The 15,142-nt window shown below is 37.1% G+C and carries 10 protein-coding genes; all 10 read right to left on the reverse strand.

Annotation, left to right across the window (positions count from 1 at the left end; genetic code table 11):
• Nucleotide 1: 1 nt before the first annotated feature.
• Entirely contained in the window at nucleotides 2–775 is a 774-nt protein-coding gene (locus R3E32_19275) for a hypothetical protein (GenBank protein ID MEZ4886879.1), read from the reverse strand.
• Between the two features lie 90 nt (nucleotides 776–865).
• Nucleotides 866–1,486 (reverse strand): DUF5034 domain-containing protein, encoded by a 621-nt coding sequence (locus tag R3E32_19280; protein MEZ4886880.1) that lies wholly within the window; start codon nucleotides 1,484–1,486, stop codon nucleotides 866–868.
• 102 nt (nucleotides 1,487–1,588) lie between these two features.
• Complete coding sequence (gene pulA / locus R3E32_19285; protein MEZ4886881.1) at nucleotides 1,589–3,649, reverse strand: type I pullulanase; 2,061 nt, start codon at nucleotides 3,647–3,649, stop codon at nucleotides 1,589–1,591.
• 161 nt (nucleotides 3,650–3,810) lie between these two features.
• A complete protein-coding gene (locus tag R3E32_19290; protein MEZ4886882.1) occupies nucleotides 3,811–5,085 on the reverse strand; it encodes a hypothetical protein in 1,275 nt (424 codons plus the stop codon).
• 162 nt (nucleotides 5,086–5,247) lie between these two features.
• Entirely contained in the window at nucleotides 5,248–6,669 is a 1,422-nt protein-coding gene (locus R3E32_19295; GenBank protein MEZ4886883.1) for a SusD/RagB family nutrient-binding outer membrane lipoprotein, read from the reverse strand.
• Nucleotides 6,670–6,786: 117 nt separating this feature from the next.
• Complete coding sequence (locus R3E32_19300; GenBank protein MEZ4886884.1) at nucleotides 6,787–10,059, reverse strand: SusC/RagA family TonB-linked outer membrane protein; 3,273 nt, start codon at nucleotides 10,057–10,059, stop codon at nucleotides 6,787–6,789.
• Between the two features lie 272 nt (nucleotides 10,060–10,331).
• The gene (gldA, locus tag R3E32_19305; GenBank protein ID MEZ4886885.1) at nucleotides 10,332–11,243 is read right to left on the reverse strand and encodes a gliding motility-associated ABC transporter ATP-binding subunit GldA; all 912 of its coding nucleotides are present in this window, start codon (nucleotides 11,241–11,243) and stop codon (nucleotides 10,332–10,334) included.
• 44 nt (nucleotides 11,244–11,287) lie between these two features.
• The gene (locus R3E32_19310; GenBank protein MEZ4886886.1) at nucleotides 11,288–12,634 is read right to left on the reverse strand and encodes a DUF255 domain-containing protein; all 1,347 of its coding nucleotides are present in this window, start codon (nucleotides 12,632–12,634) and stop codon (nucleotides 11,288–11,290) included.
• Between the two features lie 145 nt (nucleotides 12,635–12,779).
• The gene (locus R3E32_19315; GenBank protein MEZ4886887.1) at nucleotides 12,780–13,772 is read right to left on the reverse strand and encodes a DUF255 domain-containing protein; all 993 of its coding nucleotides are present in this window, start codon (nucleotides 13,770–13,772) and stop codon (nucleotides 12,780–12,782) included.
• A 17-nt stretch (nucleotides 13,773–13,789) separates the two neighbouring features.
• Nucleotides 13,790–15,079, reverse strand: coding sequence for a thioredoxin family protein (locus R3E32_19320; protein MEZ4886888.1), 1,290 nt, complete (start codon nucleotides 15,077–15,079; stop codon nucleotides 13,790–13,792).
• Nucleotides 15,080–15,142: the final 63 nt, after the last annotated feature.

Raw genomic sequence — 15,142 nt, forward strand, 5'->3', positions numbered from 1 at the left:
TTCAAAAAGACAAATATACGCCCAAGCTAAAAGCAAAATACTCAAGCGATTGGCGAAATTTTACGTCATCATTGACGGTACTTCCCAACAATTCTTTTTCTTCAACTGTATAGTCAAAAGTACTTCGCATGTAATTGTATTGCAGTGAACTACTAAAACCAAATAATTTTGATGCCTGCCATTTCGCTTTCGCTTCAATTCCAATACTTGGCATTGCAAAACTCTCTTTTGCAGGAAGATAGTGAATCGTTCGGGTATTGTTGCTATTTTTTTCCTTCAAAAAAAGATAGGGTTCAGTAGCTGTTAACCAAGCAAGTCCCAAGTTCACCGAAGGTTCAAACTGTATTTTGCCATTGCCAATTGTTTTTGCCAATGATACACCCAATCCGCCAACTGTATAATTGTACTCTTTGTTACTATATGGGTCGTTCACTGGATTTATACACAAAATATCCTCTCTGAAAAAATAATCACCATCAGGATTTTCCAAATCAACAAGGTGTCGTTTTTGCCAGAAATCATTATAGCCCTGACAATCCCTTGTAATAGAAGTATTGAGCGATAAAAAGAATCCTAATTTCAAGCGTTCCTTTATCGGAAAGCGAAACGAAACAATCGTACCTGTTCCTTGACCCGAATCCTCTGCATCTAAAAAATAGATGCTCTCTCCTACTTGCGGTTTTTTACTCAAGTAATGCCCAAATTGTGAGCCAATTATCTGTACCTCAACTTCAAAATGAATCGGTTTTCCACTTTCATCTTGTTCATTAGGCATTCCATTTTGTGCTTGCAGTGAACAAACATTGCAGCAAATACAAAAAAACAACCAACAGTACTGCATCTTTTTCATAGCTCATTTCTTCAATTAGTACAATACAATACTTTCAGTCGTATCTCTCAATACAGCCGAACTGGATAATTCTACTTCTACAACAAACTGAAAAACAGAATCTAAGGTCGGTTCTTTTAGAAGTAGCAAATCAAAATCGGTGAATAAATCATACTCCGCCTGTTCGTTTATTTGCTCCAAAAAATCAGCAATCGGAACTGCCTGAGCGAGTTTTTCTTCTAAACTGCTATATGTAGTCACAGAATTTCTCCTCTTTGCTGCAAAATAATCTTCTAAGGATGTTCCTGACAGATGGTTTTCGTCAAAATCGGATAAGGGAAATACAGAAATTCCTACAATGGTATCATTTGTCGAATACGTTTCTAAACAGGAGGTGGCATAAGCACTGTTGATAAAGCCTTTGAAGCAAGGCTGTTGGTAAACAAAATCAAATCCCATATGGACTCTCAAAGCATAAGCAATGGCAGATAAGCGGTTGTCTGATGCTTCAATGGGTTCTGCCCCTCGATTGTCTATGTGGGTCAATGAAAGGTCTGACCATTGATAGGTATAAAGTTCTTCGCAGCAACTGGTTGCCAAAAACAAAGCACCCAACTGTAGAAGAAATAGAATCAAACAAACACGTAAGACTTTCATAGGAATTGGTTTAAATTCTTTTGAAGTAAAACGTATTTTTGGTGGAGGAGGTTGTTTTATAATTGCAGTACTTGGCCTGTACTACCTGAAAGATGGCATTATTTATTGTTGTATCAACACCATCGCAGAAATTCCCTTCAAGTTCACCTTTCCACTCACTTCAATAATGCCCTTTTCGTCTATTTTTTCTTGGGTCAATACCATCGTCCATTTCCCCTCAGGTAGTTTCACCATTTTATCCGATGCGTCACCATTGAAGTACACCAAAATATTTTTCCAAACGTCTCCGTTTGCATTGTCCGAAATTTGATAGCCTACTAAGTTTTTGTCGCCCACATTGAAGTCCAAGAAAGTCAAATGCTTGGCCACCAGCTCAGTAGTTGACATTCGAAAAGCAGGATGTGCTTTGCGGAGGGCTATCAGGTTTTTGGTGTAATCAAAGAGAGCTTTGTATTGAGTCTTTCGTGACCAATCAATTTGGTTGATGCTGTCAGGTGATTCAAACGAATTTTCTACACCTTTTTTGGTGCGGGCAATTTCTGAGCCTGCGTGTAGGAAGGAAACTCCTTGTGAAGTCAATACAATGGTCATTGCCAACTGCTGCATTTTCAAGCGTGTAGCTTCATCATCGTTTTTGTTGGAGAGGAAGATGCGGTCAAAGAGGGTATTGTTGTCGTGACAAGATACATAGTTGATGCACTGAATGGGGTCATTTGCCCAAAACGCATCGGAATAATTGACCTTTTTGTAGTCTATTTGAGGATGTTGTGTTGCTGCCACAATGCCGAACTTAATGGTTTCCTCTTTACCGTCTGCGCCACTGACAAAACCTTTTTTTTCGTGATTGAACACACTGCCCTTCAATCCGTCCCGCATATCATCGCTAAAGGCTGCAATTTTGTTCAACTGTGGTGTGTGGTGCTTCAATGCTCGTTTTTCGACTGGTAAAGGACTATCACCTGAAGTCCAGCCTTCGCCATACACAAAGATAGCAGGGTTGATTTCGTCCAATGCCGCCCGAATTTGGTTCATGGTTTCGATGTCGTGAATCGCCATCAAGTCAAATCGAAAACCGTCAATGTGGTATTCTTCTACCCAATATTTGACCGATTCAATCATGAATTTTCGTACCATTGCCCGCTCGGAAGCGGTTTCATTACCACAACCTGATGCGTTGGAGAATGTGCCATCGGCGTTTTTGCGGTAGTAGTAATCGGGTACAAGCTGCTCTAAATAAGAAGTTTCCGTCAATCCTGTATGGTTGTAAACAACATCCATGATAACCCTGATTCCTACATCGTGAAATGCTTTAATCATTTGTTTCATTTCCTTGATGCGGGTCGTGCCATCGTGCGGATAGGTGCTGAATGAACCTTCGGGAGCGTTGTAGTTCAAAGGGTCGTAGCCCCAATTGTATTGTGCACTGTCCAATTTTGTTTCGTCAATTGAACGATGGTCGAAAGTCGGCAATAGGTGAACATGGGTAATACCAAGTTCTTTGATGTGGTCCAAAGTAGTAGTCAATCCATCGGCATTTTTAGTGCCTTCGTATGTCAGTCCAAGGTATTTGCCACGATGCTCCGTGGGTACACCTGAACTTGGGTGAATGCTCAAATCTCTGATGTGTAATTCATACAAAATGATGTCTGTAAAATTTTGAAGGGATAGTTTTTTGTCATTTTCCCAACCTGCGGGATTGGTAGCTGCTAAGTCTGCAATGACTCCCCTTTTACCGTTTACCCCTACAATTTTGACATAAGGATCGAGAGTTTCTCCCAGCCATTTGTCGCCTACTTTCACTTGAAAGGTGTAGTATTTTCCTTTCCAATCTCCTTCAAGTTTGATTTCCCATACGCCATTTTCTACTCGGCTCATTGGTTTTTCTTCAATGGGTAGCCCTTCAATGCCTGTTTCGTAGAAAATAATTTTGGCTTCGTTTGCAGTAGGTGCCCATATTTTGAAGGTGGAGGCTTGTGGGGTATAAGTTAAACCTAAGTCATTGCCATTGTAAACGGGGTATTCTTCAAAGGAATTGAAGGTTGTTTGAAAATCTTTTTTGGAAGTGGATTGCTCCAATTGTTGACAGGATGAAATAGTTGCCATTGTAGTTAGGATGATTGTCAGTACACAAATATTGAAGTTGAAGGCGAAAATACGTTTCATTGTAGAAATTGTTTGAAGGAAAGCTATTTTTTTGTAGCGAAAGATAGGAAGTATAATGTCAAATTCAAAGAATCTACTATGAAGGGGTATAAAAAAAGGCTATCCACAAAAATGGGTAGCCTTTCACAAATTATAGAGGACTATTGAAGATTCTGTTTTCATTAAAAATGGAAGCGATAGCCACAACCAAAGTTGAGTTGGCTGTAATCAACTTTTAAATCTCTTATCTCTAAGCTATTGAAGTAAGCAGCAGGATTGAAGTTTGGCAATAAATAACTTCCTTTGACATAGATTTCACTGTGTTCACTAAAATTCACTTTAATATCAGTGCCAAAAGCACTCCAATTTCGGTCTTTCAGTTCATAGGGAATATTATCTTGTCGCTTATTGGGGACATAAAAATTGTTGTTGGGATAGTTGAACCATGAGTAATTTATAAACGGTGCAAGTGCTACTCTTTTCCCCAATCGCACATTGTAAGCAAGCGAAAATCCATAGGATAGTCTGTTTTTGGGATGCAAATCGCCGCTAGTGACCGTTGAAATAAAAGATTCAAGTATTCCGTCGGTATATTTAGGTTCTTTAAATTGAGTATTCCTATAAGATGTCCAATAATATGTTGATTCTGAAGATGCGGATATGTCAAATTGAATTTTCTTAAAAGTATATCCTATGTTTATGGACGCTCCCCCTGAATTGAAAGATACCTCATAATTTGTCGGATAATTGGTGGATAGGTTGATATATTGATACTCTAAATTTCCCGAACCTGTAAATATTTCAAAACCAAGATACAATCCATCTTTTGCAACGATGCTTTTTTTCTGAGGTGTTTTGTCTAAGGTAAGTTGTTCTTCATTCACTAAATCACGGTCTTTTCGTGCTTCTTTCACCAATTCATTGTACTCTATTTCTTTGTGATTGTTTGTGTTATAGAGCCAAAAAGCATATTTATTTCCTTCCTTGCTCTCTAATTTTATTTTTTGTGTTTTTTTATTGTTGGCAAAAGAAAATGGAATACCATCATTTTGGTAATTCCCATCCATATTGTAGTCTATAAAATACACGGGTTTTGAGCTAAGATAATCTCCAATCAATAAAATAACTACTGCTCCTTCTCCACAGTTGATGCAATTTTCAAGATACGCTATAGCATATACTTTATTGCTGAAAGCATCAAATACCGTAGGGCAAATCAACTCTAATTGGTTGGGTAATTTGTTTTTTAATTGAGGATGAAAAACCTTGAAGTGTTGTAAGTCTATCTGTTGTCTTTGGTATTCATAAAAATAAAATATGACTTCACTTTCATTATTTTCACGCTGATAAAAATAGGTGTACTTATTGGTTTCAACCGTATTATTAATTATTTGTTGAGCGAAAGTGTTCATCGCAAAAAGAAAAAAAGCAAGAAAGACGAGTATTATTTTTTTCATAGTAACAGATTTATGAAATTATTGAAAGCAAACAAATTAGATGTTTTCATGAATTTTCCCAATTATGATTGCTTCTATATTTGCCTGTAATAAGACATTAATAGAAAAGGGTTGCTAGAATATAGCAACCCTTCTATTCATTTCATAAAAAATAAATATATGTTACTTATCCCACCACAAAGGAGGGGAAAAGATTGTTATTCCTGATGGTAAGTTTTCATTATTATACAACCTTTGATCTTGTGGATAAGGCCATCTAATAGGAATATTTTGACCTGAAGAAGGTTGAAGTGCAGGGATTCCTGTTCTTCTCCAGTCTGTCCAAGTTTCAGACTGTGTATAAAGTGCAATGTACTTGTGTGTCATGATTTTTTGTAGATTGAGGCTCGCTGATGTTTCAGAAGCTTGAGCATCTACATAAGCTTGGTCAAACACACCAAATTTATTAATAGAAGCAATAATGGCATCATTGTGAGCAGTAGCTGCTCTCTGCAAATTTCCTGTCATAAACGCTGCTTCTGCTTCAATGAACTTTTGTTCTACATAACTCATCATCGGCACAGGGGAACTAGGGGAACCATAATAAGCACCTAGTTGCGAAGATTTTTCATTGGGAACTCCAGCAGGGGAGCCAAAATAATCGTCATCGCTGTCATCATCAGGAGTACCTGCTCTATCTACTTTGTCTGCAGCAAAGACAGGTAAGCGAGGGTCGTTGATGCTTTTCATCAAGTCCACAAAAAATGCTCCCATTGCTATGTCACCTTGTCTTTGATTCAGGAATTGGTACCAAGGATTTTGTTCGGTAGCTGGTGAGCCAAATGAAAACTCCATATCATCTGCATTACTAGCAAAAGCTCCTGCATCTATGGCAGCCAAAGCAGCTGTATAAGCACTTGCACCGTTGACTTTGCTTAGATGTATAGCATATCTCGCCTTTAAAGCATTGGCAGCTTTCTGCCATGCACTTTTGCTGCCTCCATAAATCAAATCTCCTGATAAAGCACGCACATTGCTAGTCGAACCTAAGTCACTCACTGCCTCCGTCAATAAAGTATTGATGGTGCCATATATTTGCTCCTGTGTATCATAAGCAGGGGTCAAATTGGCTGCTCCCTGAAAAGCTTGACTATAAGGAATATCCCCCCAAAGGTCAGTAGTAATACCCAACCCCAAAGCCATCAATACTTTGGCCGCACCTACAAAATGAGGAGAACCTTCTTCACCTGCTTTAATAATAATGGTGTTTAAATCGAAAAGTGGTCCGCTGTATAAGTTGAATCTCCAAGCATTGTTTACATCCGCTTCAGTTAAACGATACTGATCAATACCAGCATGTTGTCGGCTTAAACCACCCACGTGTTGGGTAAGAAGGGAATTGTATCTTCCTATATCTCCTCCCATTAAATAAGCCAAGCCACCTTGAGTAGTAGGAAGCAATAAATTGACTGTAACATCTGAAGGATTATTAGGGTCAATATTGATATCAGAATTAATCCATTTATCATCACCTTCTTGACAAGAGGTAAAGATAAAAATGGATAGAATGAAAGTTAATAAAGTAATTATTTTAATATTTTTCATATCTATATAGATTTAACTTTTTTATTGAAAAAATTTAGAACACCAACAATATTTACTTCAAAGTTCAAGAAATAAATACTGCTGGTATTGTTTAGGAAAAAGAAATATGAGTACGGATTATAGTCCAATTCTTAAGCCCACTCCCCAACTTTTTGTATTCGGCATGTTAAAATACTCCAAACCTTGAGCATTTCCAGAACCTACTAAACTTGTTTCAGGGTCAATACCTGTATAGTCTGTTTGCAACCATACATTTCTACCTGTGATAGTTAAATCAATATTGGAGAAAGGTGTTTTCTTTACAAATGCACTTGGCAAAGAATAACTCAAAGACAATTCTCTCAATCGTACCCAACTTGCATCTTCAATAAAGTCTTCTGAGTTCGACCCAAAGAAACCATTACCGTCACCCAAAGCCAACCAATTCTCGTCCAAAACAACTTCTTGTGAATTGGCACCACTTGTTTGGGGAATATCAGCGGTACTTGGATCGTTGTCATGATCTACCAATGATAAATTACCATCAGCATCATATACTGCCACATTACCTTCAAAAACAGTAGTTGAGCCTCTAACAGAAGTTTCTCCTGCTGTTCCCCAGAAATACAATGCTCCTTTTGTACCATTCCAAAGAATACCTCCTTGTTTGATATCCAGCAAAGCACTTACAGACAATCCTTTGTAAGAAAAAGTATTGCGAATACCCATTGTCCAATCAGGCAATGCACTACCAAAAGCACGCTCATCTGGGTCAATAATTGGAAAACCATTGGAATCAATGACTCTCGCACCACTTGCATCTCTGTAGAAACCATTTCCAAACATACTTCCATAAGGCTGCCCTTCTACTGCACGAATAGAAGACCCTTGAAAACCTCCTAAGAATACATTGTCCACTCCATCTGCCAATTTTACTACTTCGTTTCTATTTCGCGTATAGTTCATATCTATATCCCATGCAAAACTACCTACTTCAACAGGTGTTGCATTCAATATCACCTCAATTCCATTGTTGGTCATCTCTCCAGAATTTAATATCGCTGTTCTATATCCAGTAACTGCTGTAACAGGTACAGGGAAAATCAAATCGGTAGTTGTTCCATTGTAGTAACTAACGTCTAATCCCAATCTTCCTTGAAGGAATTTCAATTCCATTCCTATTTCCCATTGTGTGTTTTCTTCAGGTCCTAAGTCTGGATTACCCAATACAGACAATTTTTGGAAACCAGCAGATCCTTGATAAGGATAAGCAATACCGTTTGTCCAACCATCAGCATAAGTAGCTTGTGTGAAGTAGTTAGCCGTAGCATATAGATAAGGAGAACCTAAACCTACTTTTGCCCAAGATGCACGCAACTTACCAAAAGGAATTATTGGATTATCCGTCAAACCCAATGCTTCTGTAAAAACAAAGGCCAAACTAGCAGAAGGATAATCAAACCTATCATTACCTTCTGGCAAAGTAGTCGATCTTTCACTTCTGTAGGTTAGTGTTAAATACAACATACGTTTGTAATCGAATTCCAACATACCATAAAATGCCTGTTCTCGTTTACGTCCTATGTTTTCTCTTACAAAGCTATTACTTGCATTAGAGATATGCTCGAAACCTGGAATAACCAATCCATCGCCTTGTACGAATAATTGTTCCAAATATTCAGTCCGCATATTGTGTCCAAAATTACCTCCAACCCTCAAATCATCGCTCAATTGTTTGTTGATGGAAAGAATCAAGTCCGCATTAAATTTGTTTTGGAAATATTGATCTTCTCTTACAAGACCTGAGGTAAAGGCTCTAGAGCCAATCGCAAAACTTTGTTTTCTTCTATCACTGTAGAAGTCTGTACCAATTTTATACGTAAGTTTAATCCAATCAGCAAAATCATACGCAAAGTTAAGGCTTCCAATAACTCGATTTACATCATCCGTCAAAGGAGTATTGTTAACTGCCCAAAAAGGATTGTCATATCCACCACCACCACGGTAGTTTCTTTGGCCGCCATTAGGTAAGGTATAAGAGGAAACTTCATCTACAGCGTCTTCACCAAATCCATTGGAATTGTCAAAAGTCGGAGTAGTACGAGTCAAGCCCAGCATTACCCCAGATGTATTCGACCCCTGTTCGATACGAACGCCACCAGAATTGATGTATTTGATGTTAGTTCCCACTTTGAATTTAGGTGTAAGTGCTACTTCTCCATTGAAAGTTACATTTATTTTTTCAAACGTATTGTTTGGAATAATTCCTTGTTCTTTTTGGTATCCTAAACCCAAATAGAAACTAGATACATCGTTTGCAGAAGATAGGCTTAGAGAATTGTTGAAGTTAACTCCTGTTTGGAAAAAGTCATTTATGTTATCGTAAGCCTGCACACGCTGACCACCAGGGTTTTCGCTTTGTCCTACAATTCGTCCATTTTTATCCCAAGGATAATTAGGATCTGGTAAATAAACCAATGTATCTATAGCAGGTCCCCATGAGTATCCAGAACCTGTTTCTGGTCCGCTATAGCTACCAAAAAGACCTTGCGCCCATTGATTTTGGAACTCGTGCATTTTATTGTACTGAGAGAAATCCACTCCAACGTTGTAGTTGATGTTCAATCCTCCACCAGCTCTTTTCTTTCCTTTTTTAGTCGTAATGATGATAGCACCATTACCTGCTTGACTACCATACAGTGCCGTAGCTGCTGCACCTTTCAAAACTGAGATGGATTCAATATCCTCTTGTGGTATGTCAATCGCTCTGTTAGATTGCGCTACACTACTCAAGTTTCTGTTGGCTCCATCATCAGGATTTCCTGAACTCAACTGTGAGTTGTCTATTGGAATACCATCTACAACAAATAAAGGATCATTGTCTCCTTGAATGGTATTTGCACCTCTAATTCTGATATTAGACGCTCCACCTGCAGCTCCAGAAGAACTTGTTATTTGAACACCTGCCACTTTACCTGCTAAGGCATTCACTACGTTGGTTTCACGAGCCTGCGTAATCTCACTGCCTCCGACTTCTTCTACAGAATATCCAAGAGCTTTTCTTTCTCTTGTGATACCTATCGCAGTAACAACTACTTCACTCAAACCGAGAACATCCTCACCAAGAGCAGCATCTATTACATTTGAAGCACCTAACTCAAAAGTTTGCGGTTTGTAGCCAATAAAACTAATTTGAATCGAACTGTAACTGGCAGGTACTTTTAATTCGTACTGACCATCCAAGTCGGTAACAGTACCGATTGTCGAACCAGGAACAATAACAGTAGCACCAACAATTGGTTCCTCCGTATTAGAGTCTGTCACTGTACCATTGATGGTTCTGTCTTGTGCAACAGCTACTTGCACCAATAGAACCAACATAAAAGCTGTTAGTAGGTTAATAAATTTCATACTTCCTTTTTTTGATTATAAAAAAATAGTAATTAATCAACTCATAGTTATATAATTTGTATTAATTTATAAAACACAATAAAAAACATAGTTATTGGCTAAAAAACTATGTTATATACTATTGTATTATTGAAAAAATCAACATTTCATATTGGCTATGGTATTAACTAAGAGGGGGAAGTATAGTATAATGGTTGCAATCGACTTTAAGATTTTTTAACTTTTTTTTAACAAAGTTAACAATTATGTCAATTACAATGGCTTATCAACATTTAGGAAACGGTTAATTCTCTAAATACATCTTCAAGACTATTAGAAATCTTTTGCATTTCTAAAAGAGTGAGCTTATTTTGAACGGCAAAATGAAAAATTTCGGCACGAATATCTTGGTCATTTTGGGTAATGAGCTTCCATTTATTTGTGCCTATGGCTTCAATGTGTTGGATATGAGGAATTTGCTCTAAAAGGGAAATTGAAGGAGATTCTGCAAATTCTATGGTAATGATGGATTGATGTTTGGATTGTTGCTGAAGGTTTTCGGTCTTGTCATTGGCTACAATTTCGCCTTTATTGATAATGACAACACGGTTGCAAATTGCCTGTACTTCTTGCATGATGTGGCTAGACAAAATCACCGTTTTTTCTTTTCCCAACATTTTGATAACATTTCTGATTTCGACCAATTGATTGGGGTCTAAACCAGAAGTGGGTTCGTCCAATATCAGTACCTTAGGGTTGTGCAACATTGCCTGTGCCAAGCCTACTCGCTGACGATAGCCTTTTGAGAGTTGTCCAATCTTCTTTTTTTGCTCTCGTTCTAAACCCGTTAAGGCAATCATTTCTTCAATACGGGTTTTGGTATTTTTGCCCAGATGATGCAGGCGAGCTACAAATTGAAGGTACTCTCGTACATACATGTCGAGGTACAGGGGGTTGTTTTCAGGTAAATAGCCTATTTGTTGGCGAACTTCCATAGGGTGGGTTTGCACATCATATCCACATACAGTCACTGTACCTTCTGTTTGAGGGATAAAACAGCTGATAATTTTCATGGTCGTAGATTTTCCTGCTCCATTAGGACCTAAAAAACCTAAGACCTCTCCTTCGTTTGCTTCAAAACTTACGTTGTTCACTGCTTTTTGCTGACCATAGATTTTGGTGAGCTGCTGTACTTTTACCGACATCTGTTTCGTAGATATTTGAAAATATGAATTTACAAAAATAACGATTATTCACTCAACAAACCTCTACTTCTAAGTTTATCTATCAATCGACTGGCATCGGCTGTATCTACTGATTTGTTGATTTTGTTGTCTTCGTAGGTTTTATTGCGAATTTCTGCAATTTTGAGTGCCTTCAATGCAAGTTGTTCAGACAATTTAAAATCTTCTGTTTTGTAGTATAAAAGTGCTAATGTCAGGTGATTGTAGTATTCGTAATCTATTCGAATAGATTCTTTTGCCCATTTGATGGCATTTTTCATGGCTGATTTATTTTTTGCTTCTACAAAATGAGCAAACTTAAATGCTGCATAATTCAGCATGTGGGGATCGGTTACATTGTAATCATTGAAGTATTTGGTAGTTACTTTTACGTAATTGTCCCAATCTCTTATTCCTTCATAAAATTGGGTTTCAATATAAAAAATGAACTCTCTGCTATTTGGTAGATTGCAGTTTTCGAGTACTGTTTTTGCTTTTTCAAAGAGAGTTATATCTCTTTCTTTTACGGCTGTTTGAATGCTATTGTATATCGCACTTTTGAGTTTGTCATTGATTTTTTTTCCTCCCATGACTGTTTTGAAGTATCCCGCATCTCTTATGAAATAGTCTATGGCTGAATTTTCGAGATTGTCTGTAAAGTCGTATAAAAACTTGCGGTTTTTATCTTGTTGCATATCAGAGGTTCGCTGTGTGCGAATGTATTCATTGACAATTGCATTGTAGGGTTCGTCAAATGTTTTGAGCATGTAAGCATAATTGTACAAAAAATCGGGGTCTCTAAACTGTAAATTATATTTTGCCCGCATGTTTTCTAAGTTTGCTCTATTGGAGGAAGTGCGTATAGGCAAATGCAGTGCATTGTTTCCTGCAGCAATGAGTTGATTGGCATCTGCTATTTCATCTTCTTTTCTAACGATTTCGCCTTTTGCATTGAAGTAAACCAGCATAGGACGTGAACCTAAATCATGCATTCTTGCAAAATTGACATTCTGCACCTCATCTACATCCATGATGTAGTTGACAAAATTCTCATTGTAAAATGCAGCTACTTTAGTATCTGTGTAAAGGCTAGTGGCAAGGTAATCACAAGCATTGCAGTTTTTTGAAGTAGTATGCACGAATAAGGCTTTATCACTCGATATAGCCAGATCTAACACATCTTCTAAGGATCCTTTCTTGAAGTCTAAACGATATTCAAGATATGGATTTTCATCGCCCGAATTGCTATAGGGTGTTTCTTTAGATGCCTTTTTTTTATCATCATCTCTTGCTATCAATGGTGCGCCAAAAAATAGATATAGAACCATTGTTCCTACAAAACCAATGCGTAAAAAAGTAGTTGTCATGCTCATGGCGGTCTGTTTTTTAGAGTTTATAATCAAAAAACGAATGGTTATTGGACAGTTGAACTTACTGTACAGAGTTAAATTAGTGTTGAAATAATAATTTGTGTTGTGTGTAAAGTAAGTATATGAAATTTACATCAATATTTTGTCACTATTTTGTATTTTTTTTAATCAAATTTATCATTTCAGTATCGTCTATTCCTCTCGCTCTTGCCATATAGATGGCTCTCTCTGCTATTTTATAAGCTTTTTTAGTTTCGTCTATTTTATATAAGAGTGCTGCATAAGTACGGTTATTGTAGTACTCACTTTCTATTTTTATGGATTGTTCTGCCCATTTGATGGCTTTTTTTAGTAATTGCGGATCTTCTATATTGAGGTAATACATCCATGCAATTTCATTTAACTGCTTAGGATTGCTATTTTCTTTTATGTTTAGATAATTAGATGTAATAGTCGAATAATTTTGCCAATCTTCCACTATTTCATAAAACAGGGCTTGCATATTGAATTTAAAGCGGTCAATGTCTGGTAAATTGGCTTTTGAAGCATTAGACAGGACAGATTGAAATAACTTTATATCTTTGCTAATTGCTGATTGAAGGACTTGTGTATAGACTTGTTTTTTCACCATCCAATTGACCGTTCTACCTCCATGCTGCATTTTGTAGTCTTCCAAATTAGTTAAAAGTTTGTCTAAGGAGATATGTGATTCATCTTGTTCTACGCTCCATTGGTTTTTCAATGTTTTTTCACCCAATTGTAAAAGTGGGATAGCGTCTTGTTTACCGATGATTTTTTGAAGTAATATCCCTTCGGGAGTGAGAAACAATAAGGCAGGTAGTTCTTTGATTTGATATACTTGAACCAAATAATCGTTTTTATCTGCTTCAATGTCCATTTTATAGCTGATAAAATGCTGGTTGAAATAATGGAATACTTTATTTTGACTAAAAGTTTCCTTTTCCATTGCCTTGCAAGGCAGGCAGTAATCTGCATAGGCATCAATGAAGATGTATTTTTTCTCTTGTTGGGCTGTTTTCAAAACATCTGCCCAGCTTCTATCTTGAAAGTCAATGCTTTCAGCCTGCAATAATAGAGGGATTGTAAAAATTCCCAAAACAATATGCAATAAGTGCCTCATTCTAAACGGTGATTTTCTTAATTCAAATCTTTGGGTAAGGATTGCTCACTTCGAATAGCCTGTGACAATTTGATGGTAGTGGTGTAATCACCACCATTTTTTCGGGCAATAACCATGGCTGTATCTGCTTCCTTCAATGCTTTTGATTTTTTGCCTAATGCATAAAGCAGTGCTGAGTATGTTTCTCGATATTTGAATTTATCTGGTTGGAGAGACATGGCTTTTTCTGACCAATTAAGCGCTTCCTGAAGTTTTGATTTATCATCAATATGAACAGCATATCGCCATGCCAAATCATTGAGTATTTCTGCATCAATAATAAGGTGCTGGCGTGTAAACTTTTCGACAAGTAGTGTAAAATCTGTCCAGTTGTTGGTGTTTTCATAATAAACACTCAACATCAAGAATTCAAATTCTTTTTTATCGGATAATTGTGCTTGCTCAATCGTCTGCTTAACCATTTCAAATGCCTCCCAATTTTGGTAGCGTGCAGAAACAATCACTGCCGAACGGATGGCTCTTTTGATGCGGTCATCTACTTTTTCTTTTCCAAAAAAATCAATGTACCGTTGTTTATTGGCTAATAAGATTTCAAAAGGTTGGCTGTATATATCGTCTGCAAAATCGAAAATAAAATTGAGATGTTTACTTTTGGTTAAGTTTGAAACACCTTCTTTTTCAATATATTCATGCACAATAGGTTGAAAAGAGTCATTGAATTTTTTGAGGTCGTACGCTAAATTGTATAAAAAATCAGAATGACGAACACCGTTGTCATACTGCATCTTTTTTTCGATAAAATTAGTGTAGATTGGAGAAATTACCCCTGCAATAGGTAGGTGTGCATTTGATTTGATTGCATAATTTCCGATTCTAATGAACTCATTAATACTCTTTAGGCCACTGTCTTGTGTAATGAGATTTTTTTTCTGATCAAAATATAGCAACGCAGGGTAATCACGAAGTTGGTACTTTTGTCTGAAATAAGTTCCTTTTTGACTGTGAAGACTAATTTTGTAGTTCACAAAATTTGCATCATAGAAGTTTTTGACCTGTTCATCCACAAAAACTTCATCATTCATTTGGTTTGATTCTCTTTCGTAACTCACATATATATAGACGAAAAGAGGTTTTTGTCTGGCTTCAGCCATTTCGCAGGCTTGATCCCAGCTTCCTACAAAAAAATCTAGGGGTTGTGAGAACATTTCATTGGACGTAAATGCGTTTGTTTGTATGGGATGCATACAACAACTCATTACAAATAGGGTGATAGTAGCTAGTGTAATAGAAAATTTGGGCTTGTGCATGGGGTGTATAGTTTAAGTACTTCTACAATACAATGATTTTTAAAAACACGATTTTGAGAGGGT

The sequence above is a fragment of the Chitinophagales bacterium genome, assembly GCA_041392475.1.
Taxonomy (GTDB): domain Bacteria; phylum Bacteroidota; class Bacteroidia; order Chitinophagales; family UBA2359; genus JAUHXA01.